The 23,580-nt window shown below is 62.0% G+C and carries 15 protein-coding genes and 1 pseudogene; 12 read left to right on the top strand and 4 right to left on the bottom strand.

What is annotated here, in order from left to right:
- Positions 1 to 74 precede the first annotated feature (74 nt).
- Positions 75 to 4,943 (bottom strand): NAD-glutamate dehydrogenase, encoded by a 4,869-nt coding sequence (locus tag QF045_RS14460; protein ID WP_306492787.1) that lies wholly within the window; start codon positions 4,941 to 4,943, stop codon positions 75 to 77.
- Between the two features lie 494 nt (positions 4,944 to 5,437).
- Here QF045_RS14460 and QF045_RS14455 point away from each other — a divergent pair, with 494 nt between their 5' ends.
- The 12 genes and pseudogenes from QF045_RS14455 to QF045_RS14400 all read left to right on the top strand — a co-directional run bounded on the left by QF045_RS14455 (position 5,438) and on the right by QF045_RS14400 (position 20,052).
- Positions 5,438 to 5,791, top strand: a complete 354-nt coding sequence (locus QF045_RS14455; protein WP_306492786.1) for a hypothetical protein — start codon at positions 5,438 to 5,440, stop codon at positions 5,789 to 5,791.
- A 257-nt stretch (positions 5,792 to 6,048) separates the two neighbouring features.
- Positions 6,049 to 7,008, top strand: coding sequence for a MoxR family ATPase (locus QF045_RS14450; protein ID WP_020301524.1), 960 nt, complete (start codon positions 6,049 to 6,051; stop codon positions 7,006 to 7,008).
- A gap of 5 nt (positions 7,009 to 7,013) precedes the next feature.
- Positions 7,014 to 7,946, top strand: coding sequence for a DUF58 domain-containing protein (locus QF045_RS14445; RefSeq protein WP_306492785.1), 933 nt, complete (start codon positions 7,014 to 7,016; stop codon positions 7,944 to 7,946).
- Positions 7,943 to 8,438, top strand: a pseudogene (locus QF045_RS14440) (DUF4381 domain-containing protein). The gene QF045_RS14445 and the pseudogene QF045_RS14440 overlap by 4 nt, the downstream one beginning before the upstream one ends.
- Entirely contained in the window at positions 8,431 to 9,519 is a 1,089-nt protein-coding gene (locus QF045_RS14435) for a VWA domain-containing protein (RefSeq protein WP_306492784.1), read from the top strand. The pseudogene QF045_RS14440 and the gene QF045_RS14435 overlap by 8 nt, the downstream one beginning before the upstream one ends.
- Positions 9,516 to 11,255: a VWA domain-containing protein gene (locus QF045_RS14430; RefSeq protein WP_306492783.1), complete on the top strand. Its 1,740-nt coding sequence runs from the start codon at positions 9,516 to 9,518 to the stop codon at positions 11,253 to 11,255. Before QF045_RS14435 ends, QF045_RS14430 begins: the two co-directional genes overlap by 4 nt.
- The gene (locus tag QF045_RS14425) at positions 11,252 to 12,892 is read left to right on the top strand and encodes a BatD family protein (protein WP_306492782.1); all 1,641 of its coding nucleotides are present in this window, start codon (positions 11,252 to 11,254) and stop codon (positions 12,890 to 12,892) included. Before QF045_RS14430 ends, QF045_RS14425 begins: the two co-directional genes overlap by 4 nt.
- Positions 12,893 to 13,337: 445 nt before the next feature.
- A complete protein-coding gene (locus QF045_RS14420; protein ID WP_306492781.1) occupies positions 13,338 to 13,577 on the top strand; it encodes a DUF6124 family protein in 240 nt (79 codons plus the stop codon).
- A gap of 287 nt (positions 13,578 to 13,864) precedes the next feature.
- Positions 13,865 to 15,106, top strand: a complete 1,242-nt coding sequence (locus QF045_RS14415) for an exonuclease SbcCD subunit D C-terminal domain-containing protein (RefSeq protein WP_306492780.1) — start codon at positions 13,865 to 13,867, stop codon at positions 15,104 to 15,106.
- Positions 15,103 to 18,741 (top strand): AAA family ATPase, encoded by a 3,639-nt coding sequence (locus tag QF045_RS14410; protein WP_306492779.1) that lies wholly within the window; start codon positions 15,103 to 15,105, stop codon positions 18,739 to 18,741. The genes QF045_RS14415 and QF045_RS14410 overlap by 4 nt, the downstream gene beginning before the upstream one ends.
- Complete coding sequence (locus QF045_RS14405; RefSeq protein ID WP_306492778.1) at positions 18,738 to 19,352, top strand: glutathione S-transferase; 615 nt, start codon at positions 18,738 to 18,740, stop codon at positions 19,350 to 19,352. The genes QF045_RS14410 and QF045_RS14405 overlap by 4 nt, the downstream gene beginning before the upstream one ends.
- 226 nt (positions 19,353 to 19,578) lie before the next feature.
- Complete coding sequence (locus QF045_RS14400) at positions 19,579 to 20,052, top strand: hypothetical protein (RefSeq protein WP_306492777.1); 474 nt, start codon at positions 19,579 to 19,581, stop codon at positions 20,050 to 20,052.
- 580 nt (positions 20,053 to 20,632) lie between these two features.
- Here the strand turns inward: QF045_RS14400 and QF045_RS14395 are convergent.
- The 3 genes from QF045_RS14395 to QF045_RS14385 all read right to left on the bottom strand — a co-directional run bounded on the left by QF045_RS14395 (position 20,633) and on the right by QF045_RS14385 (position 22,913).
- A complete protein-coding gene (locus QF045_RS14395; protein WP_306492776.1) occupies positions 20,633 to 20,812 on the bottom strand; it encodes a hypothetical protein in 180 nt (59 codons plus the stop codon).
- 149 nt (positions 20,813 to 20,961) lie between these two features.
- Entirely contained in the window at positions 20,962 to 22,170 is a 1,209-nt protein-coding gene (locus tag QF045_RS14390; protein ID WP_306492775.1) for an MFS transporter, read from the bottom strand.
- 164 nt (positions 22,171 to 22,334) lie between these two features.
- Complete coding sequence (locus tag QF045_RS14385) at positions 22,335 to 22,913, bottom strand: hypothetical protein (RefSeq protein WP_306492774.1); 579 nt, start codon at positions 22,911 to 22,913, stop codon at positions 22,335 to 22,337.
- Positions 22,914 to 23,580: the final 667 nt, after the last annotated feature.

Here is a 23,580-nt window from a genome sequence, read left to right as displayed (position 1 = left end):
TGTCAGTCACCACTACATGACTGACCTACCGCTATCGGGAGCAAGCCCCCTCCCACATGGTTACTGCCCAAGCATCAAGCCGGTTGCAACACCGACTGACCGCTCAACGCCAGGTCCAGCAGCTCCCGGTTGGCCACCGCATACATGGCGTAGTCCGTGCCAACCGCAGCACGAATTTCCACCATCATGGCGCGCCAGCGATCAGCCATGTCCTGGTGCTGCTCAAGCCACAGGGCCACGCGGGCTTCCATGTCTTGTGGCGCGTCGGCCATTTGCAGTACCGCAATGGTGATCGCCCGTTGCTGCCAGTCCACGTCGTCGCGGAAGGCTTCGCGGGCCTGGGCCTGCCAGTTGTTGGCCACCGGCAGGTCGCTGATCTGCTGCAGGTACCACGGCAGGTCCAGGGCGCTGCCGACGGCGAAGTAGGCCTTGGCCACTTCAGCGGCGTCATGCCCGGTCACGTCGGCGGCTTCGATAATCGGCAGCAGGGTGTACAGGTGCGTAGTACCTGCAACCATGCGCGCCAACAACTCCGGTACGCCGGCCTGGGTGTAGGCCTGGTAACGGTTCTGCCAGCCTTCACGCGTCGGGCCTTCCAGCAGTTCGTCGAGCTTGAGACCCAGCGCCGCCAGGTGCGGACCGAAGTGCGCAGTGTCACGCCCGGCGTCCTGCTCGTTGCGACGGCTGCGCAGGAACCAGCGCGTGGCGCGACGGCCCAGGCGCATCAGTTCGTCCATCAGCTCCAGTTGCACGTCGGCCGAAACCTGGTGGTCCAGGGCTTCGATCTGACGGAACCAGTGCGGGAGGTGGAAGATGTCGCGCACGATCACGTAGGCGCCCGCAACGTTCGCCGGGCTCATGCCGGTCGACTCTTTGAGTCGTTGAACGAAGGTGATGCCCATGTGGTTGACCAGGTCGTTGGCGATCTGGGTGCTGACGATTTCGCGCTTGAGACGATGGCGACGCATGGCTTCGGAGAACTTGGCCACCAGGCTCGGCGGGAACGCGGTCTCCATGTCACGGGTCAGGTACTCGTCATCCGGTACCTGGGACTTGAGCAGCGCTTCCTTGAGGTCGATCTTGCTGTAGGAAATCAACACCGACAGCTCTGGACGCGTCAGGCCCTTGCCATTCGCGGCGCGCTCGGTGAGCTGCTCCTCGGTCGGCAGGTACTCGATGGCGCGGTCCAGCTTGCCACGGCCTTCCAGGTCGCTCATCAGGCGTTTGTACTCGGCAGCGCGCTCGTAAGCCTTGCGCGCGGCCAGGGACAGGGCCTGCGTTTGCTTGTAGTTGTTGCCCAACACCAGGTTGCCGACTTCGTCGGTCATGCTCGCCAGCAACTGGTTGCGTTGCTTGTCGGTCATGTCACCGGCCTGCACCACTTCGTTGAGCAGGATCTTGATGTTCACTTCGTGGTCGGAGCAGTCCACGCCACCGGCGTTGTCGATGAAGTCGGTGTTGGAACCGCCGCCATTGAGGCCGAATTCCACACGACCCAGTTGGGTCATGCCCAGGTTACCGCCCTCGCCCACCACCTTGCAGCGCAGCTCGTTGCCGTTGACGCGCAGCGCGTCGTTGGCCTTGTCGCCTACATCGGCGTGGCTTTCGGTGCTGGCCTTGACGTAGGTACCGATGCCGCCGTTCCACAACAGATCCACTGGCGCCTTGAGCAAGGCGTTGAGCAGTTCGGTCGGGGTCAGCTTGTCGGCCTGGATGTCGAAGCGTTCTTTCATCTGTGGCGAGATGGCAATGCTCTTCGCGCTGCGCGAGAAGATACCGCCGCCTTCGGACATGATGCTGGTGTCGTAGTCGGTCCAGGCCGAACGCGGCAGTTCGAACATGCGCTGGCGCTCGACGAAGCTGGTCGCCGGGTTCGGGTTCGGGTCGATGAAGATGTGCAGGTGGTTGAAGGCCGCGACCAGTTGCAGCTTGTCGGACATCAGCAAGCCGTTACCGAACACGTCACCGGCCATGTCGCCGACGCCGACCACGGTGATGCTGTCTTCCTGCACGTTGATGCCGCGCTCACGGAAGTGACGCTGCACACCCACCCACGCGCCCTTGGCGGTGATGCCCATTTTCTTGTGGTCGTAACCGGCGGAACCACCGGAGGCGAATGCGTCGCCCAGCCAGAAGCCGTAATCGATGGCGATACCGTTGGCGATGTCGGAGAAGGTCGCAGTGCCCTTGTCCGCTGCCACCACCAGGTACGGGTCATCGTCGTCATGGCGCACAACGTTGACCGGCGGCACCAGGGCGCCGTCTTTCAGGTTGTCGGTAATGTCCAACAGGCCGGAAATGAAGATGCGGTAGCAGGCGATGCCCTCGGCCGCGATCTCGTCACGGCTGCCACCCAATGGCAGGCGACGGGGCAGGAAGCCGCCCTTGGCGCCCACGGGCACGATCACCGAGTTCTTCACTTGCTGGGCTTTTACCAGGCCGAGCACTTCGGTACGGAAGTCTTCTTCACGGTCCGACCAGCGCAGGCCGCCGCGAGCGACGTTGCCAAAGCGCAGGTGCACGCCTTCAACCCGTGGCGAGTAGACAAAGATTTCAAACTTCGGCACCGGCTTGGGCAGTTCGGGAATGGCGCGCGGGTCGAACTTGAAGCTGAAGTACGACTTGTTCTGGCCGTTGGCGTCAGTCTGGTAGAAGTTGGTGCGCAGGGTCGCCTTGATCAGGTCCAGGTAGCGACGCAGGATGCGGTCTTCGTTGAGCACCTGAACGTCGTCCAGGGCGCTGAGGATCGCTTGTTCCAGGCGCTGCTGCTTGTCTTCCAGGTCGTCGGCGGTGAGCTTGCGCGCCAGGTAGAAACGCGTCTTGAACAACCGCGTCAATTCGCGGGCGATGTCGGTGTGGTTGTTCAGGGTGCTGGCGATGTAGCCGAGGTCGAAGCCCAGGCGGATCTGCTTGAGGTAACGGGCGTAAGCGCGCAGCAGCGCCACGTCGCGCCATGGCAGGCCGGCAGTGAGTACCAGGCGGTTGAACGCATCGTTTTCGGCATCGCCGTGGACGATATGCACGAACGCGTCCTGCAGGGTGTCGTTGAGCTGCTGGATATCCAGGTTCACGCCTTCGGCGGCGATGAACGCGAAATCATGGATCCAGAACTCGCGGCCATTGGCGTGGCGCAGGCGATACGGGAACTCGCCCAGCACGCGCAGGCCGAGGTTTTCCAGGATCGGCAGCACGTCGGACAGCGCCAGCGGGGTGTCGGCGTGGTAGAGCTTGCAATGCAGCTCACGCTGGCCGGAGACCTGACCCAACGGCTGATAGAAGCTCATCACCAGCGGGTTGGCTTCGGTTAGGCTGTTGAGGTGCTGCATGTCGACCACGGCCGAATGCGCGGCGAACCGCTCGCGGTAGCCGGCCGGGAAGCCTTTCGGGAAATCGGCCAGCACGTTGGTGCCTTGCGCTTCGCCGAAGCTTTCCACCACCAGGCTGGCGTAGTCGTCCTGCCAACTGCGGCAGGCCTGCACCACTTCTTTTTCCAGTTGCAGCGGGTCGATGTCCAGGCGGTTCTTCGGGTCTACCCGCAGAATCAGCTGCACGCGGGCCAGCACGGATTCAGAGAAGAACGTCCAGAACTCGCAGTCAGAGGCTTTCAGGCGATCCATCAGCACTTGCTGGATCTTCTGGCGCACTTCGGTGGAATAGATGTCACGCGGCACGTAGGCCAGGCAGTAGCAGAAACGGCCATACGGGTCTTTGCGCAGGAATACGCGGATCTTGTTGCGTTCCTGGATCTGCACGATCGACATCACCGTGCTGAACAGCTCATCCACCGGAGTCTGGAACAGGTCGTCACGGGGCAGTACTTCAACCACCTGGGCCAGTTCCTTGCCCAGGTGCGCCTTGGCCTGGAAGCCCGAGCGACGCTCGATTTCCGCGACCTTGCGGCGGATATAAGGGATCACCCGCACGCTTTCGCCGTACACCGAGGAGGTGTACAGGCCCATGAAACGGTGTTCCTTGAGGACCTTGCCGTCGGCGCTGATCTCACGGATCGACACATAATCCGGATACGCCGGACGGTGCACGCGGCTCGGGTGTGCCGCCTTGGCGAACGACAGCACGGTCGGTTCGCGCAGGTAGGCGACGGCGTAGTCTTCGATGCGCAGGTCTTCGGCGGTGAGGCCGGCGCGCAGCAGCTTGGTCAGACCGAGGAAAGAGCTGGCGTCATATTCGATATGACCGCCGTCCGCCTCGTCACGTACCACAAACTCTTCGTAGCCCAGGAAGGTGAAATGGTTGCCCACCAGCCATTCGAGGAAGTTCTTGATCTCGGCTTTTTCTTCACCGTCGATCGTGAACGCGCTGGCGTCGATACCGGCCAGCAGGTCCTGGACCTTGGCTTTCATCGGTTCGAAATCAGCCACGGCCACGCGCACTTCGCCCAGCACCTGCTCGAGCTCTTTGCTCAGCACATTCAGCTCGGCGGCATTGGCACAGCGGTCGATTTCCAGGTACATCAGCGATTCTTGCTGGATGCCTTCACCCTGGGTGCCCTTGGGCAGGATTTCCAGCAGTTCGCCCTTGCTGCCACGGCGCACGCTGAGCACGGTGGTTTGCAAGGTGTGGATGCTGTAGCCACGGCGGTTCAGCTCGGTACGTACCGAGTCCACCAGAAATGGCAGGTCATGGTGCAGCACTTCGACCGCGGTGTGGGTCGACTGCCAGCCATGACGTTCGTAATCGGGGTTGTAGACCCGCACTTGCGGTTGGGTGTGATCGAAGCGCTCAAGCAGGCGCCAGGCAGACAGGGTGCAACCGGCCAGGTCGGAAAGGCGACGCTGGGTCAGTTCGTCCAGGGAAATAATGCCGAAGAATTGCTCAGCGAACAGCGCCACTTGTGGCAGTGCCTGTTCACTGATGTGCTGCGCCAGTGCCGCTTGCAGTTGATGCTGGAAGTCGGCCTTGCTGGCTGCGGTGAAGAACGCCATCTGTGGTACTCCGCTTGGGCTTGTTATTGATGGAAGCGTCGCGTGTTATCCCCTCGCGGGGAGACCGTCAGCTCTGTTAGCTGGTATGGATGATCAGCACCATAAACCAATCAGAGTGACAGGTGGGTGAAGCTGGACAAGACAGTCAGGTCACATACAACTTCCACAAGATGCACACCTTGCCGGGTGACGGTACGACGGGCAGGTCAGGCGCCCGGCGCGGGGCACATCCGTTGCGCAGCTTAACGAGTGTAGGAAACCCGCTGCTTGCGGTGCTGCGACATATTCGGTCATCGATAAGCAGGCGCGGGGTTGCGACTTGTGCAACCGGCGATTTCCAGCGGAAAATCTGCCTGTTCGCCTGCCTGTGAGTATCAAAAATGACTGACAGTGTGCGTCAGGTCATGCATGAGGGTCTGACAGAGCATGCAGCACAAAATTCGCCGCAATGGCACAATTGCCTGCGCAACGCCCTACCCCAGACAGGATTCCCCATGCTGCAACTGAAAACCGATGCCCTGATGGCCACGCCGTGTGACGACGAAGAAGACAACATGGCCATGCTCTGCTGCCACGGCAAGAACGACGAGATGTTCATGCTCAGCCGCTATCCGGATGAAGACGAGGTGGAACTGACCTGGGATTACGAGCCCTCGACCCTGGATGGGCTGAAAGTCAGCTTGGGCGATACCACCTTGTTGATTGAGCTGGCAGCCGGCGATACCGATGCGCTGGGGGGCAAGGTTCAACTGCAGATCACTCATGCCACCGCCGCGTCGGATATGGCCGAGGTTGAGCAAACCTTGCAGAACATCCTCAAAGGCACCGGCACCTACACCCGAATTTAAGACCACCACAAATCCAATGTGGGAGGGGGCTTGCCCCCGATAGCGGTGTGCCAGTCGCCAGAAATATTGACTGACCCACCGTCATCGGGGGCAAGCCCCCTCCCACATTGACCGCACTCCACACAAATTTCCTACAAGTTTTGCCAAAAATACCCGTCACGCCGTTAGTCGCCACACCCCACGATGCATTAAAGTAAGCGCCCCAGGCCGGTGTTTCTCCCTGACACCCGAGCTCATCTCTCCAGGAACCGTCATCGATGGAACATCGTGAAGCGCTGCTTGCGCTGCGAACCTTTCTTTCTACGCAGATTCTCGGCCAGGAAAAACTCATCGATCGCCTGCTGATCGCCCTGCTCGCCGACGGCCATATGCTGGTGGAAGGCGCGCCGGGCCTGGCCAAGACCAAAGCGATCAAAGAGCTGGCTGAAGGTATCGAAGCGCAGTTCCATCGTATCCAGTTCACCCCCGACCTGTTGCCCGCCGACATCACCGGCACCGAGATCTACCGTCCGGAAACCGGCAGTTTCGTGTTTCAGCAAGGGCCGATCTTCCACAACCTGGTATTGGCCGACGAAATCAACCGCGCACCGGCCAAGGTCCAGTCGGCCCTGCTTGAGGCCATGGCCGAGCGCCAGGTCAGCGTGGGCCGCAGCACCTACGAGCTGTCACCGCTGTTTCTGGTGATGGCCACGCAGAACCCCATCGAACAGGAAGGCACCTACCCGCTGCCGGAAGCCCAGCTCGACCGTTTTCTGATGCACGTCAAGATCGGCTTCCCGGATGCCGCCGTCGAACGGCGCATCCTGCAACAGGCACGCGGCGAAGCGCTCAATGGCGAAACCAAGCCCGAGCGCCGCGTCAGCCAGCAGGCAATATTTGCCGCACGCAAGGAAATCCTCGGCTTGTACATGGCCGATGCGGTGGAGGAATACCTGGTGCAACTGGTCATGGCCACGCGCACACCGGCCAAGTTCGACCCGGAAATGGCCGAGTGGATTGCCTATGGCGCCAGCCCGCGCGGCTCCATCGCCCTGGACCGCTGCGCCCGCGCCCATGCCTGGCTGGCCGGGCGCGACTTCGTCAGCCCCGAGGATATCCAGGCGGTGCTGTTCGACGTGTTGCGCCACCGCATCATTCTGTCGTTCGAAGCCGAAGCCGCAGGCGTTGACCAGGACCGCGTGGTGCAGCGCATTCTTGACGTTGTTGCCGTCGCTTGAAGCCGATGAACGCGAGCGCGGGTATCCACGTCACGCTCAGCGAGCTGATCGAGATGCGCCATCGCGTGCGCGAAGTGCAGTTGTTTTCCACGCCCGGTCAGCGCAGCCCGTTGATCGGCCTGCACCATTCCAAGCTGCGCGGGCGCGGTGTCGACTTCGACCAAGTGCGCGTGTATCAGGCCGGGGACGACGTGCGCACCATCGACTGGCGCGTCACGGCGCGCACCCAGGAGCCGCACACCAAGCTGTTCCACGAAGAGCGCGAGCGGCCCATTTTCATCATGGTCGAGCAAAGCTGTCGGCTGTTTTTCGGCTCGGGGCAGATGTTCAAGTCGGTGCTGGCCGCTCAAGCCGCCAGCCTGATCGGCTGGGCGGCGCTGGGGCATAACGACCGCGTGGGCGGCCTGGTGTTCGGCGACAGCGAGCACTACGAAATCAAACCCCGGCGCAGCAAGCAAAGCCTGCTGCAACTGCTGAACCGCCTGGTGCGGGTCAACCAGAGCCTGAACACCGAAAGCCTCCCGGAAGCCGACGCCTTGGGCATGGCCCTGCGCCGTGGCCGTGAAGTGCTGCGCCCCGGCAGCCTTGGGATTGTGATCTGCGATGAACGGGCGCTGACTGAAGGCGCCGAGCAACAGTTGAGCCTGCTGTCGCGCCATTGCGACCTGTTGCTGCTGCCCATCTCCGATCCGCTGGACCACGCCCTGCCCGCCGCCGGGTTGCTGCGTTTCGCGCAACGCGGTGCGCAGCTGGAACTGGACACGCTCAATTACGATTTGCGCCAGGCCTACAAGGCCCAGGCCGAAGCACGCATCGCCCGCTGGGAACTGCTCGCGCAAAAACTGCGCGTATTGTTGATGCCGCTGAGCACCCAGAGCGAAATGGTCGAGCAACTGCGCGAATACCTCAACCCGCAACGCCCGGTCAAAAAACAATGAGCAGCCTCGACCAACTGCAACCACTGATCGCCCCACCGCCCGTTGGCTTCTGGCCGCCAGCGCCGGGCTGGTGGCTGCTGTTGCTGGTGATCCCGCTGCTTGGCTGGGGCCTGTGGTGGCTGCGCCGTTTCCTGCCCACGCGACGCCCGGTGGCCCGCGCCGAACAACCGCTGGACCCACTGCGCATCGCGGCCCCTGGCCGAGCTGGCGCTGATGCCCAAACCCTATGACGGCGCGCCCGCCGGCGCCTGGCTGCAACAGCTCAATGGCCTGCTCAAGCGCCTGTGCCGCAACGACTACCCCTACAGCCAGAGCCACACCCTCAACGGCCGCAAATGGCTGGCGTTTCTTGACAACCGCTGCCCCGCCGCCGGCCTCACGCGCTGGATGGTGCTGGTCGAGGGCGCCTACAAGCCCGAATGCAAGCTCGACGACAAGGCCATCGCCGGCCTGACCCAAGCCGTCGACACCTGGATCCGCAAACATGTTTGAGTTCGCCTGGCCGTGGATCTTCGCCCTGTTGCCTTTGCCGTGGCTGATGCGCCTCGTCCTGCCAGTGGCCGACAGTGGCGAACCCGCCCTGAAGGTCAGCTACCTCAACGACCTCGAAAGCCTGGCCCGGCGCCGCGCCCGGGTGAACCTGCCGGGCTGGCGCCAGCAGGCACCGTTCGTGGTGCTGTGGCTGTTGCTGTTGACCGCTGCCGCACGCCCGGAATGGCTGGGTGAGCCGTTGCCGATTGCCGCCAGTGGCCGCGACTTGCTGGTGGCGGTGGATGTGTCCGGCTCCATGGATTTTCCCGACATGCACTGGCAGGACGAGGACGTCAGTCGCCTGGCCCTGGTCAAGCACCTGCTCGGGGATTTTCTTCAAAGCCGTGAAGGCGACCGCGTGGGCCTAATCCTGTTCGGCAGCCAAGCCTACCTGCAAGCACCACTGACCTTCGACCGGCGCACCGTGCGCACCTGGCTGGACGAAGCGCGCATCGGCATTGCCGGCAAAAACACCGCAATCGGCGACGCCATCGGCCTGGCCTTGAAACGCCTGCGCCAGCGCCCGGCGCAGAGCCGCGTGCTGATCCTGGTGACCGACGGCGCCAATAACGCCGGGCAAATCGACCCGCTCACCGCCGCACGCCTGGCCGCCGAGGAAGGCGTGAAAATCTACCCGATCGGCATCGGCGCCGACCCCGAACAAACCGGTTCCTTGGGCATTCTCGGCGTGAACCCGAGCCTGGACCTCGATGAACCGGCGCTCAGGGCGATCGCCGAAGCGACCGGCGGCCAGTATTTCCGCGCCCGCGATGGCAAGGAGCTGGAGCAGATCAAGGCAACCCTCGACACGCTGGAGCCGGTCGAACAGCAGCCCACCCAGGCCCGCCCGGCCCACCCTTTATACAGCGGCCCTCTGGCCCTGGCGCTGATCCTCAGCCTGTTGCTGGTGGTGCAGGAACGCTGGCCGAACAACGCCTTGCAGCGGCTATACAACAAACTGTCGAGCAAGGGCATGTTCCTGCCGCAAAGCCCTGAATGGCGCCAGCGCCTCAAGCGCCTGCGCTTGCGGAGGCGTCGATGATCGCCTTGTGGCCACATTGGTTGCGCCCCTGGTGGCTGTTGCTGCTGCCGCTGCTCGGCTGGTTGTTGTGGCAGCTGTGGCACCGGCAAAAACGCGCCGGGCGCTGGCAGATCATCCTGCCGCCGGCGTTCCATGCCACGTTGCTCAGTGGCGGCAGCGGTCGCGAAAGCAAATCCCCCTGGGTGGTGCTGGGCATCGCCTGGCTGCTGGCGTTGCTCGCACTGCTGGGGCCCAGTTGGCAACGGGTTGAACAACTCAGCCAGAAGCCGTCCGACCCGCTGGTGGTGCTGCTGGAACTCACGCCGGAGATGCTCGCCACCGACAGCCCGCCCAACCGCCTCGAACAGGCGCGGCGCAAGCTGTATGACTTGCTGCAAGCGCGCACCGATGCGCAAACGGCCATCGTCGTGTATGCCGGCAGCGCCCACACCCTGGTGCCGCTGTCAGATGACCTGGCCACCAGCCGTAACCTGCTGGAAGCGCTGCGGCCCTCGATCATGCCCGAGCCCGGCCACCGCGCCGACCTGGCGGTGGAAAAAGCCCTGGCCCTGCTCAAGCACGGCGGCCTCGGCCAGGGGCGCCTGCTGCTGATCGGCTCGTCGCTGTCCAAGCAGGAGCGCCAGGGTATTCGCCTGCTGCTGCAAGGTAACCAGGCGCCGAGCTTGTCGATCCTCGGCATCGGCAGCCGTGAAGGCACGCCAGTGACCCAGGAAAGCGGCGAATTTCTCAAGGACGAACAGGGCGCGATCCTGATCCCACGCCTCGACAGCCCGACCTTGAAGGCCTTCGCCAGCGAAATGGGCGGCCGCTACCGGGCCGCTCGCCTGGACGAGAAAGACCTGCGGCAACTGGGCGTACTCGATCCGCCGCAAGCCCTGCGCGACGACGGCCAACTGCTGCGCCTGGACACCTGGGCCGATCAGGGCTACTGGTTGCTGCTGCCACTGCTGCTGCTGGCCGCTTGCGCCGGGCGCCGCGGCTGGCTGTTTTGCCTGCCGCTGCTGTTGATGGCCGCACCGCAGCCCAGCTACGCCTTCGAGTTCCAGGACCTGTGGCTGCGCCCCGACCAGCAAGGCCAGTACCTGCTCAAGAAAAAGCGCCCCGCCGAGGCCGCCGAACGCTTCCAGGACCGGCAGTGGCAAGGCGTGGCCCTCTACCAGGCCGGCAACTATGCCGAGGCCATCAAGCGCTTTGCCGAAGGTGACGACGCCTACGCCCACTACAATCGGGGGAATGCCCTGGCCAGGTCCGGTGCACTGGAAGCGGCGGTCGATGCCTACGAACAGGCCCTCGAAGCCCAACCCGACCTGCAGCCAGCCCTGAAAAACAAGGCGCTGGTGGAAAGTCTGCTCCAGGAACAGGCGCAACCGGAGCCCGACGAACCGGAAAAAAACCAGGATGACGAAACCACTCAACCCGGCCAAACTGCGCAACCGGGCGCCGACGGGCAAAATGCCAAGGGTGGCGAGCAATCCACCCAGGGCCAGGGCGAAGCTGGAAACGGCACGACCGACAGCGCTGCCCCCCCGCCAACCGCCAGCAACGAAGTGCCAGGCAGCGAGCTGGGCGACGAGCAAACCACCACACCGCCGCTACGTCCGGCCGATGCCAGCCTCGAAGGCGAGCACCGGCAGGCGCTGGAGCAATGGCTGCAGCAGATCCCGGACAACCCCGGCGAACTGCTGCGACGCAAATTCTGGTACGAACAGCAACAACATCAGGACAAGACTCGATGAGCCGCCGCACCACCCTTCTGCTCTTGCTCGCCTTGTCGGCAGGCCACGCCCAGGCGGCGAACCTGGTGGCCAGCGTCGACCGCAGCCGCCTCAATTCCGGGGAAACGGTGGAACTGACGGTGGAATCCAGCGACGTGACCCAGTTCGGCAAGCCCGACCTGTCGCCGCTGGACGCGCAGTTCGAAGTCAGCGGCACGCGCCAGATCAACCAGCTCACCACCCTGGGCGGCGATAACCACGCCACCACACGCTGGATTATCACCCTGCTGCCCAGGGAAAACGGCACCGTGGTGATCCCGCCGCTGCAAGTGGGCGAACTCAAGACCCAGCCGATCACCTTGCAGATACTGGAGACCGCCAGCCAGAACACCAGCGCCGAACTAGCGCCGGTGTTTGTCGAAGCCAACCTCGACCAGACCAGCGTCTACGTGCAGGCCCAGGCCCTGTTGACCGTGCGCGTATACCATTCGGTGTCGCTGTACGACGACAGCAGCCTCACGCCACTGCAGCTCCCGGATGCACGTGTGGAGCAACTGGGCGAGTCGCGCACCTATGAAAAAGTCATCAACAGCATCCGCCATGGCGTGATCGAAACCCGCTATGCAATCTATCCGCAGCACAGCGGCACGTTGACGATTGCGGCGCAGACCTTCAGCGCCACTCTGGTGGAATCACGACCGCCTCAGGAGAACACGCTGCAGGGCACCAAACCGGGCAAGCTGATCCACGCAAGCTCGGCGCCCCTGGCGTTGACCGTCAAGCCCAAGCCCGAGTTCTACCCCGCCGACACGCCGTGGCTGCCGGCGCGCAGCCTGAGCCTGGATGAAACCTGGAACCCCACGCCTGAGCATGTGCAGGTCGGTGACTCGCTGACGCGCAGCCTCACGGTCAAGGTCGAGGGCCTGTCCAGTGCGCAACTGCCGGCGCTGCCCAGTACCGAGGTCAACGGCCTGCGGCGCTATCCGGATCAGCCGGTACTGGGCAACCAGACCAGCGACCGCGGCCTGATCGGCAGTCGCGAAGACCGCGAAGCCCTGGTGCCCACCCGTGCCGGCGCGCTGGAACTGCCCGCCGTGGAAGTGGTGTGGTGGAACACCCACGAAGACCACCTTGAACGCACCACCCTGCCGGCGCGTACCCTGCAGGTAGCCGTCAACCCGAGCCTGGTGGTGGACACCCCCGCCACGCCGACCGTCATCACCGCGCCGGATGACGAGCGCCTGTGGCTCTGGCAGCTCAGCACCCTGCTGCTGGCCTGCACCACCTTGCTGGGCTTCGGCCTGTGGTGGCGCGCCCGCCGCCAACCCGCCGTGCAACGCGCCGCGCAAACCGGGCCGAGCCCACGCACCCTGCTCGACGACCTCAAGCGCGCCACCCAGGCCAACGACCCCCAGGCCACCCGCCAGGCCCTGGATGCCTGGGCACGCCAGCAACCGGAAACCCTGGCCGACATGGCCGCGCGGTTCGTGCCATTATCGGATGCGTTGGACGGGTTGAACGGCGCGTTATACAGCGAGAGCGGCCAGTATTGGCTGGGTGAAGACCTGTGGCGGGCGATCAAGGCGATTCCCGTGGCCGAACGCCAACAAGACCCGGCCACCGACACCACCAGTTTGCCGCCGCTGTACCCCAAATAACCCCGAACACCACGCGAACCAATTGTAGGAGGGGGCTTGCTCCCGATGGCGGTGGGTCAGTCAACACACCTTTCACTGACACACCGCTATCGGGAGCAAGCCCCCTCCCACAGTTGACCTGCATCGCCTGCTGGACATGCATTGTTAAAGGCCAGCAATCCCTATCCCTTTAATTTGCAGGACGTTTCCTAGACAATCCTTCGGCCTTGCCCCTGCTCATTTCGCTGGATAGCCTTCGCTTCGTCGCTGCATATCAGCGATCGGGTGTGAGATCCCGTGTATTAGCAGGCGCCATGCGCTACGACCGTCTATGGCGGCTATGTGCGGGCAGGCTTTGGTCTGGCCGGATCCTGCTTTCCGGTATCTCACCCCGCACATAGCTGCCACCTTTTGACGTGTGAGATCGGCAAAAGAGTGGCTCCCAACCCAAGCAGGAGCTTCACGCATGAACAAACTCGTCCCCGATCCCCCCTTTCCCGTTTTTATCGCTCACGAAGACCTGAGCTTCGAAGACGCCATCGCCAGCATTGCCTCGCTATTACGCTGCGCCGCCACCACCGCAACGCAAACCGCCGAAAACCTCAACGGCGCCCAACGCGACATGGCCTGTTCCACCGCCCATCTGATCGACATGGCCCTTACCCTGGCGGACCAGGCCTTGGAGTGCCTGCAGCCCCAGGCATAATGCACAACCCCTGTGGGAGGGGGCTTGCCCTAATGCCAGTCAGTTAAGCGTACACCGCCGTCTGTAGGAGCGAGCTTGCTCGCGAAAAACGTCAACGATAACGCGTGCTTTCTGAATGAACGCGGTGCCTGTGAGTTTTTCGCGAGCAAGCTCGCTCCTACAAAAAAAGCCTTAACTGACTGGCATTAGGGCTTGCCCTCTCCCACATTTGACCTGCACCGCCCGGAGCAGCGTGTTCATATAACAGGTAAACTCCCCTCCTTTTCATCTTCTCCACGGAGTTCGCCTTGCGTCTGTTTCATACCTCCGACTGGCACCTTGGGCAAAACCTGCATGGCCAGGAACGCGACTTCGAACATGCCTGTTTCCTTGAATGGCTGCTCAGCCAGTTGAAGGCCGAGCGCCCGGATGCGCTGCTGATCGCCGGCGATATATTCGATACAGTCAACCCGCCGCTCAAGGCCCAGGAGCGGCTGTATGACTTCATCATCGGCGCCCACGAACAGAACCCGGCACTGACGATTGTGATGATTGCCGGCAATCATGACTCCGGCTCGCGCATCGAACTGCCCGCCCCGCTGATGCGCCGTCTGCGCACCCATGCGTTGGGCCGTGTGCTGTGGCTGGATGATGGCCAATTGGATGCCGAACGCCTGTTGATCCCATTGCCGAACGCCAAAGGCAAGATCGCCGCCTGGTGCCTGGCGCTGCCCTTCCTGCGCCCGGCGGAAGTCACCGGCGCACACCTGGGCGATGACTACCTGCGCGGTATCGGCCAGGTGCATGAATGGCTGATTGCCGCCGCCAACGCCAAGCGCAACAAAGGCCAGGCGCTGATTGCCATCAGCCATGCGCACATGGCCGGGGGTTCGGTGTCGGAAGACTCCGAGCGCAGCCTGATCATCGGCAACGCCGAGGCACTGCCGGCCACCCTGTTCGATAGAAGTGTCGGCTATGTTGCCCTGGGCCATTTGCACAAGCCGCAAAAGGTGAATGGCGAAGAGCGCATTCGCTACAGCGGCTCGCCGATTCCGCTGTCGTTTTCCGAAATTGGCTACAAGCACCAGATTCTCGACGTGACGTTTCAGGGCGAAAGACTGGTCAGCGTCGAACCGCTGCTGATTCCGCGCTCGGTCAACCTGCAACGCCTGGACGCTGCGCCCCTGGCGGACATCCTCAAGGCCCTGGCCGAGCTGCCGGACGTCGATCTGCTCGCTGAAACCCAGCGCCACCCCTGGCTGGAGGTGCGCGTGCTGCTTGACGAACCTCAACCGGACCTACGCCAGCAGATCGAAACCGCGCTGCAAGGCAAGGCCGTGCGCCTGGTGCGCATCGCTGCCGAATACGCAGGCATTGGCCCGCGCGAAGACGGCGACGCAGACCGCCTGATCGAACTCGACCAACTCACGCCCCAGGAGCTGTTCAGCCGCGCCTGGCAGGACAGCTACGGCAGCGAGGTGGATGAACAGACCTTGAAGGACTTCGCCGTGCTGCTCCAGGAAGTGCAACAGGAGGGCGAACAGCCATGAAGATCCTCGCCATCCGCCTGAAAAACCTCGCCTCCCTGGCCGGGCCGTTCGAGATCGACTTCACCGCCGAGCCGCTGGCCAGCGCCGGTCTGTTCGCCATCACCGGGCCCACCGGCGCCGGTAAAAGCACCCTGCTCGATGCCTTGTGCCTGGCATTGTTCGGCGCGGTGCCGCGCCTGGGCGATACCGGCCAGGCGAAGATGCCGGACGCCGACAGCGATATTTCCATCGGCGACCCGCGTACCCTGTTGCGTCGCGGTACCGGCGGCGGCTATGCCGAGGTGGATTTCGTCGGCGTCAGCGGCCGCCGTTACCGCGCTCGCTGGGAGGCCAACCGCGCCCGCGACAAGGCCAGCGGCAAGTTACAGGCCAGCCGGCAAAGCCTGATCGACCTGGACAGCGAGCAACTGCTGGCCAGCCAGAAAACCGAATACAAAACCCAACTGGAACTGGCCCTGGGCCTGAACTTCGAGCAGTTCACCCGCGCCGTGCTGCTGGCGCAGAGCGAGTTCAGCGCCTTTCTCAAGGCCAACGACAACGAGCGCAGCGAACTGCTGGAAAAGCTCACCGACACCGCGCTCTACACCCAGCTTGGGCGCCGCGCCTTCGACAAGGCCAAGGACGCCAGAGACGCCCATAAGCAGCTGCAGGACCAGGCCACCGGCGTGGTGCCCCTGGCGCCCGAAGCCCGCGCCGAACTCGACCAGCAGTTGGCCCTGGCGCAACACCAGCTCAAGACCCAGCAGGCCCAGCTCAAGCAGCTGGAGCTGCAACACACCTGGCTCAAGGAACTGGGCGAGTGGCAGGAGCGCCAGCAAAGCGCCGCCGAGCAGTTGCAGCAAGCCCGGCAACACTGGGACAGCCAGGGCCAGCAACGCCAGGATTTGACACGCCTGGACCAACTCGCCCCGCAGCGCCATCACTTCGTACGCCGCGCGGAACTCGACGCATTGCTGGCCCCGCTTGCCGAGCAGATTCGACAGCACCTGGACCAGCAAACCGCGCTGCACAGCCGCCAGGAACAGGCGCAACAGCAGCAGGCCAGCGCCCAGTCGGCTCTCGCCCAAGCCCAGCACGACCAGGCGAACGCCGCGCCCTTGTTGCGCCAGGCCTTCGAAGCACAGACCACCCTCGCCCACTTGACCAAGGAATTGGCCAAGCGCACCGAGGACAAGCAGCAGCACGACAGCGCCTGCAGCGAAGGCCAGGTCTTGCTCACTGGCTTGCAAGCCAAGCAGGCCGAAGTCGCCGAGCGCCTGCAACGCCTGGCCACCGAGCTTGAACGCAGCGCCGCCCTCGCCCCGTTAAGCGATGCCTGGAGCGCCTACCGCGACCGCCTGCAACAGTTGGTGCTGGTCGGCAACCGTCTGAACAAAGGCCAGGCCGAGCTGGCGCAGCTCGAGGCGCGCGCCACTGCTTCCGCCGAACAGTTCGCCCAGCAACGTGACGCGCTGAACCTGCTGTATCAGGAAGCCGGCGCCGAACCGCAGGCCGTCGCCGAGCAGATCCAACTGCTCGCCAGCCTGTTGCAAGACAATCGCAAGCAGCAACGCGCCTTCGAAGACCTCACGCGGCTATGGGACAGCCAGCAGCAGCTGGATCAACAGGCGGCCAACCTCACGCAGAAACTGGCCCACGCGCAGCAGCAACGCGAACAATTGAACCAGACCGGCCTGCACACCAAGGCCGAACTGGCCGTGGCCGAGCAAACCCTGACGGTGACCAAGCAACTGCTGGAGCGCCAGCGTTTGGCGCGAAGCGCCAGTGTCGAGGAATTGCGCGAGCAGTTGCAGGATGACCAGCCGTGCCCGGTGTGCGGCAGCCATGAGCATCCCTATCACCAGCCTGAAGCGTTGTTGCAGAGCCTCGGCCGGCATGACGAGAACGAAGAAGCCACGGCGCAGAAAGCCGTGGACAGCCTCAAGGAAAGGCTCACCGAACTGCGCGGCGAAGTGGGCGGGTTGATCGCCCAGCAGAAAGAGTTCTTGCAACAGCAGGAGCAACTGGCGACGCAGCAACAGGGCCTCACGCCCAGCCTGCAAGCGCATCCGCTGGGCGCCGCGCTGTTCAACCAGGAGGGCGCCAAACGCGGCGCCTGGCTGGCCCAGCAACTCGATCAACTCACGCAAAGCATCACCCAGGATGAACAACGCCAAGGCGCCCTGCTCAACCTGCAGCAAAACGCCGGGCGTTTGCAGCAACAGTTGCAAGCTGCGCAGGACGCGAGCCAGCAAGCCCGTCAGTTGCTGGTGGACCAAGAGCGCGAACTGGCCAACGACCGCGAACGCCTCGACGCAGAACTCCACGCCTTCACCGGCCTGTTGCCGGCCGAGACGCTGGAGGGTTTACGCAGCGAACCGGCGGCGACTTTCATGCAGTTGGACCAGCAGGTCAGCCAGCGCCTTGAGCAATTGGGCCATCAGCGCGATGAATTGACTGAGCAGCACGAGCGCCAGCAGGCCATCGAGAAGGAACAGACCCATCAGCAGCATCGCCAGCAACAACTGGATGCCGCGGTGCAGCAAGTCACGGATCTGACCCAACAGCAACAAGCCGCCCAGCAAACACTCCGTGACCTGCTGGGCGACCACGCCAGTGCCGAACAGTGGCAACTGCAACTGGACCAGGCGCTGGCCCAGGCACGCCAAAGCGAGGCCGACGCCAACCAGCAGTTGCAAGAATTGCGCAACGCCCTGATCCAACTGGCCGCCGACCTCAAAGCCCAGCAGGAGCGCCAACAGGCACTGGCCGCCGAACAGCAAAGCCTCGACGTGCGCCTGGGCGAATGGCGCGCCCAGCACCCGGAACTGGACGACGACGGCCTGACCCACCTGCTGGCCTTTGATGAGGCACAGGTCAACCAACTGCGCCAACAGCTGCAACACAGCGAAAAGGCCGTGGAACAAGCCAGCGTCCTGTTGCGCGAGCGCGAGGAACGCCTCGCCGGGCACCAGGCCTTACACAATGGCAACCTCGACGCCGAACAGTTGGACGCCGCCCTGGCCGCGCTCAATCAACAGCTGGCGGACAGCGAGAAACACTGCGCCGAACTGCGCGCACGCCAGGCCGAAGACCAACGTCGCCAGGACGCCAACCACGCCCTCGCCGAGCAGATCGCCAGGGCCTATGACGAATGGCAGCGCTGGGCGCGCCTGAGTGCGCTGATCGGCTCGGCCACCGGCGACACCTTCCGCAAAATCGCCCAGGCCTACAACCTGGACCTGCTGGTGCACCACGCCAACGTGCAACTGCGCCAACTGGTGCGCCGCTATCGCCTAAAACGCGGCGGCAGCATGCTCGGGTTGCTGGTGATGGACACGGAAATGGGCGATGAACTGCGCTCGGTGCATTCGCTGTCCGGTGGCGAAACGTTCCTGGTTTCGCTGGCGCTGGCCCTGGGCCTGGCATCAATGGCGTCGAGCACCTTGAAGATCGAGTCGCTGTTTATCGACGAAGGGTTCGGCAGCCTCGACCCCGAGTCACTGCAACTGGCCATGGACGCCCTCGACGGCTTGCAGGCCCAGGGCCGCAAGGTGGCGGTGATTTCCCACGTGCAGGAAATGCACGAGCGCATCCCGGTGCAGATTCAGGTCAAACGCCAGGGCAATGGCTTGAGTACCCTGGAGGTCAAGTGAGCAAGACACCGCTGTATTCGTTCCGGCGCTGCCCCTACGCGATGCGTGCGCGGTTGGCGTTGCGCTATGCAGGCGTACCGGTAGACATCGTCGAGGTCAGCCTCAAGGCCAAGCCGGCCGAGATGCTCGCGCTGTCGCCCAAAGGCACGGTGCCGGTGCTGTGGGTTGACGGCCAGGTGTTCGACGAAAGCCTGGCGATCATGGCCTGGGCGCTGGCCCGGCACGACCCCGACGACTGGCGGCTGAGCGCACAACCGGCGGCGCAGGCCAGGAGCGCCGAGCTGATCGAGCGCAATGATCGAGAATTCAAAGCCCACCTCAATCATTACAAGTACGCCGAGCGCTATCCGCAGCATCCGGCGGCCCATTACCGCGCGGCAGGCGAGGTGTTCCTGCGCGAGCTGGAAACCTTGCTGACCAAGCACAGGTATTTGCTCGCCGAGCACTTGAGCCTGGCGGATATGGCTGTGGCACCGTTCATCCGTCAGTTCGCCCATGTGGATCGCCAGTGGTTCGCTGCGGCGCCCTACCCGCTGTTGCAAACATGGCTGCAGCGCTTCATTGAGTCGCCGTTGTTTGTCGGGGTCATGGCCAAGGAGGCGGCGCACTAACCGGCTACCTCACCCAAGGTGCGATAAAGGTTTTTCCTGTGATGCAACCCCACCCACAGGAACGATCAGATGACCGAGAACCCCCCACGGATCTCATCCACCAAGCCATCCATCAGCAATTCGCCGACCGCCCGACCCTGCGCATCGTTATCGCCCAATTGTTAGCCGATAACCTCAAGGAGCTCTACCCGCCGCTGTCACCGCCGACGGCCTGCAGAGCCTCGAGGTGTTCAACGAGGCACTGCTCGACCGCGACCGCCTGACGCAGCTGCTCACTACCGTGCGGGAGATGGCGGCCGATGCCCAGTTGCAATTGGTGCAAGCACTGAAAGAGGCACCGCCCGCCGTGCCGACGCCGCCGCGCCGTACCGGCAACAAACCCGTGATCAAGACCCCCTCGGGTGCGCTGGTCGGCAGGACGCGTCCGCGCGTCGTCGACCAGGCAGGCGATATTGTCGATGTGATCGCGCCGTTTGAGGAACGGACCTTAGCCTCCTTTCACGAACATGCGCCGGACGTCTGGGTGCGAATCACCCAGCCCGAAGTGCCCGTACCGCCGCGCGTGCCCTACGCCCTGGCCATTTTGAAAGCCCAAGGGGAAAAAGCTGCTCGAGCACATGCAAGGCAATCTGCAGCGCATCGAAAGCTATGTTCAGAAAGCGTCGACACCCAAGGGAATCCAAGAGCAGCTGCAGCGTGAGGCCGCCAAGTTCGAGCAACTGGTGCGAGACCTCGACAGCGGTTTGACGAGCAGCGCCGTGGCCAAGCCCCGAAAGACACGCGACTGATCCATAACCTGAGCGAAGGCGCCGTCACCCTGACTAGAAAGGGCGTGCAACTGCGCACCCAGATGGCACTGGCCAGCCGCCCACCAGTGACAACGTGGAGTTTCTTCTGCAGCTCGGAAAGCTGCGTGCGCAACGCAAAACCCCGCGCACCGCACTCAAGACGGGCTTAAAGACTTCCTGCAGGAATATGCGCTGACCACGCTTACAAACCGGGCATACGGCTACGCGCACTTTCACTACCCTGCCCAGGACACGCCCAAGGCGCAGTACAGTGTTGCCCACTTCAAGACACCCGAGCAGCGCTACGAAACCTACGCCTCACTGCTGGTTAAGGAACAGGACCCAGGAAAAGTGATCGAGATCCACCGCGCGCTGATTACGCCGGAACTGGCCAACAGCCATTTCCTCCCATTGGCGCCGTAACTGCCACAAAAAAACCCTTGGGCAGCCGCCAGATCAATGGCGGCTGCCCAAGGGCTATCCTGTCGCGGCTCAGGCGCGCGTCTTGTGATCCAGCGCGGCGTAAAAATTGGCGCTTTGCTGCAGGTATTTCTGAGTGTAGGCACTGCTGCTCGATGGTTTGCCGGTCACTTCGACGCTGGCGGATGCCGGCAAGACCACGCTGGCGGAAACAGCAGAAGCAGCGATGACCGAGAAGAGATTGAAGTTCATGAGGGTAACCCTTGTGTTCGTTTGGTTGGGTGGCCAGTGAGGCCTTGGAACCCAACTTACGCCCGAGGGTTGAACCTTAGAAATGCTTTGAAACAGTAGCCGTCATCAATGGAATTAATAGTAAGGCGCATGCCCCCGTTGGTTACGGATCATTGGAAATTCAGCTCGGCACCCACAGCAGACGTGGCACGAAGCGTATGCAGCCCTAAAAGCACAATCACCACCATGAACAGCCCCGCGACAATCGCGACACCGAACCCTGCCTGCGCGCCATAGCCATCGATGACCAAACCCGCCAATACGCCACCGAGCGCGACGCCAATGCTGATGCCTGTCGTCATCCACGTAAGTCCTTCGGTGATCCTGGACGGCGGAACAATGTTCGTACCGAGGTTCATGACGACGACCATCGTTGGCGCAAATGACATACCTGCCACAAACAACATCCCGGAAAGGATGTAGACGTCGGGTGAAAGGATGGGCAACACGGCAGTCGCCGCCGTTATCAATACCCCGATAAAGAACTGCTTTTCAATCGGCAGGGAAATCCTCAAAGCGCCGAACGTCAGACCCGCGATCATGGAGCCGAGCGCATAGGCTGCCAGGATGAACGTGGCAGACGCCGGCCAGCCTTGTGCGTTGGCGAAGGCAACCACCGTCACATCGACTGATCCGCCAATCACACCCATCGCCAGGAGCGCCAGTACGATGGTGCGAACGCCGGGGATAAGCAGGGTCGAGCCCGTGCTCTTTTTAAGGCCTACGACCACCTTCGGTTCTGTCTGGCGCTGCATCAGAAAAGTCGTCACGCCAACCACCAGCAACACGACGGCCACTAGAGGCCCGGCTTCGGCGAAAAAGCTGACGCTCAAACCAATGGCAATTGGCGGGCCGATGATATAGGCGAGTTCAGTCAGCACCGTGTCCAGAGAGAAGGCCGTGTGCAGCTGTGGCTTGCCCCGAAAAAGCTGGGTCCAGCGTGCTCTAATCATCGCGGGCATGCTCGGCATCGTGCCGGCCAATGCCGCAAGAATAAACAGCAGCGTGGCGGGAGCCCTCATGTAGACGGCGATGATCAGCGCCAGCAACATACCAATGCTGAAGGCCGTCACAACGGGCAGAACCCTACGTTGCCCGCGCCGATCAACCAGTTTCGATACGTGCGGACCGATAAGCGCATTCGCCAGGGTAAACGTACCGGCGACCGAGCCCGCCAGCCAATAAAGCCCCGTCTGCTGCACCAACATCGTAATGATGCCGATGCCGATCATTGCCTGTGGCAGACGGGCAATGGAACTTGCGATCACCAACCCCATGACGCCCGGGGTGGTGAACAGTTCGCGGTAGTGATTTGCCATGATTCTTCCTTTTTATAATTTGAAACTGATAAATACCCAAGTGGAGGCGAGGCGAACTAATGAAGCGGCAGATAGGCGCCCGAGTGGTTATTTGAGCGAATAGACAAGTGGACAGTTACACGCCCACTTGAATGTGGATGAGCGAAACGCTCAATCATCACCTCTCACGAAAGCGCTCGATTCAATGCCTCAGCCAAATGCCTGCGATTACCGTGGTCCTCCATCATGGAAACATGCCCACCTGGAATAGCAACAGAACTAATCGCCATATCAGGCAAGAGTTCTCTCCACCCGGCTACCATATCGCCCTGCGGCAGAGAGGTGCGGTCACGATCAGCCGCATAAAAGTGATGGAGATTGACCGGCAATGGAGATGGTTTATAAGCACTTGCAATCTGCGAAAAATTATAAATGGCTTGCCATATGACTGTTTCCAGCGAGGTATCTGCATTTAAATCATAGCCTCCCAAACTCTGTGCTTTTTTAATCAGCTCAGCAAGCTCGCCACCCTCATTTAACACATGGAATTTATACCGTTCGGCCTCGGAAGCTACCGTCTTAATATGCTCAATAAAGTAGTGCTTAATATCCTGATTCTTGTAAGGCAACTTGTGCGGCGCGGGAACATCAATAAAGCCTAAAAATTCAACGCTCGCCTCTTTGCGCATAAGCGCATGGACGATGGCATACGCGAGAATCCCTCCATTTACTGCCGGATAAAACAAAGCGTTACTTTTCTGCATACGAAATAAATAATACTATTTTTATATTTTTAGAAACGATTCTGAATGGTTTTCAGCGGCACCGTCGAAAAGAATCTACCCCCGCCACATCAAAGTCAATACTAGGTGAAAACTGAAATATTTAGTGACTAACCACCTACTTCGCCAACTTAAAATCCCCGTAAACGCTGGCCCGGGTAATTTAAACAAATAAATAACTAACCATTCAGTTCACTCGGAAATCTCCGAACAGGTCCCAAGCAGACCGAAATACGCCTGACCGAGCGTCCGTTGATTTTGAGGTTGAACGGAGCTATGAAAGATTTATTTCATTATCATGGGTAACCTTGGAACAAAACGACAAGAAGTTGATATGTCCACTGTTGAGTTGGCGGTCGAGACTTTCCTTCACGGTGTCGAAAGATTAATGACTTGGCTGGAGAGTTAGTACTTCCACCACGCTGCCACTGGAAGTCATTCCAGAACTAGCAACATAGTTGAGCATGCAATTGAGTGTCATGGACTGGGCGTCAACTGTCAGGAACTGAATGGACCGCGATTGGACACTGAAAAAACGACAGACTCAGGAGGTGACGGCGCAGTCGAAGGTCAGCGCGACCGATACAGCCTAGCAAACCTAGGCCACATCCCTACCTCTACTTCCGGGTTTGGTCCTCTTGACTTCCGG

This window comes from Pseudomonas sp. W4I3 (assembly GCF_030816195.1).
Classification (GTDB): domain Bacteria; phylum Pseudomonadota; class Gammaproteobacteria; order Pseudomonadales; family Pseudomonadaceae; genus Aquipseudomonas.
Note: the sequence above shows the minus strand (reverse complement) of the source record. Positions and strands in the feature narration are given on the sequence as shown.

Excerpts from the sequence above, each read along its gene's own strand:
- QF045_RS14460 (WP_306492787.1), bottom strand. The coding sequence starts at position 4,943 with ATGGCGTTCTTCACCGCAGCCAGCAAGGCCGACTTCCAGCATCAACTG.
- QF045_RS14455 (WP_306492786.1), top strand. The coding sequence starts at position 5,438 with ATGCTGCAACTGAAAACCGATGCCCTGATGGCCACGCCGTGTGACGAC.
- QF045_RS14450 (WP_020301524.1), top strand. The coding sequence starts at position 6,049 with ATGGAACATCGTGAAGCGCTGCTTGCGCTGCGAACCTTTCTTTCTACG.
- QF045_RS14445 (WP_306492785.1), top strand. The coding sequence starts at position 7,014 with ATGAACGCGAGCGCGGGTATCCACGTCACGCTCAGCGAGCTGATCGAG.
- QF045_RS14435 (WP_306492784.1), top strand. The coding sequence starts at position 8,431 with ATGTTTGAGTTCGCCTGGCCGTGGATCTTCGCCCTGTTGCCTTTGCCG.
- QF045_RS14430 (WP_306492783.1), top strand. The coding sequence starts at position 9,516 with ATGATCGCCTTGTGGCCACATTGGTTGCGCCCCTGGTGGCTGTTGCTG.
- QF045_RS14425 (WP_306492782.1), top strand. The coding sequence starts at position 11,252 with ATGAGCCGCCGCACCACCCTTCTGCTCTTGCTCGCCTTGTCGGCAGGC.
- QF045_RS14420 (WP_306492781.1), top strand. The coding sequence starts at position 13,338 with ATGAACAAACTCGTCCCCGATCCCCCCTTTCCCGTTTTTATCGCTCAC.
- QF045_RS14410 (WP_306492779.1), top strand. The coding sequence starts at position 15,103 with ATGAAGATCCTCGCCATCCGCCTGAAAAACCTCGCCTCCCTGGCCGGG.
- QF045_RS14395 (WP_306492776.1), bottom strand. The coding sequence starts at position 20,812 with ATGAACTTCAATCTCTTCTCGGTCATCGCTGCTTCTGCTGTTTCCGCC.
- QF045_RS14390 (WP_306492775.1), bottom strand. The coding sequence starts at position 22,170 with ATGGCAAATCACTACCGCGAACTGTTCACCACCCCGGGCGTCATGGGG.
- QF045_RS14385 (WP_306492774.1), bottom strand. The coding sequence starts at position 22,913 with ATGCAGAAAAGTAACGCTTTGTTTTATCCGGCAGTAAATGGAGGGATT.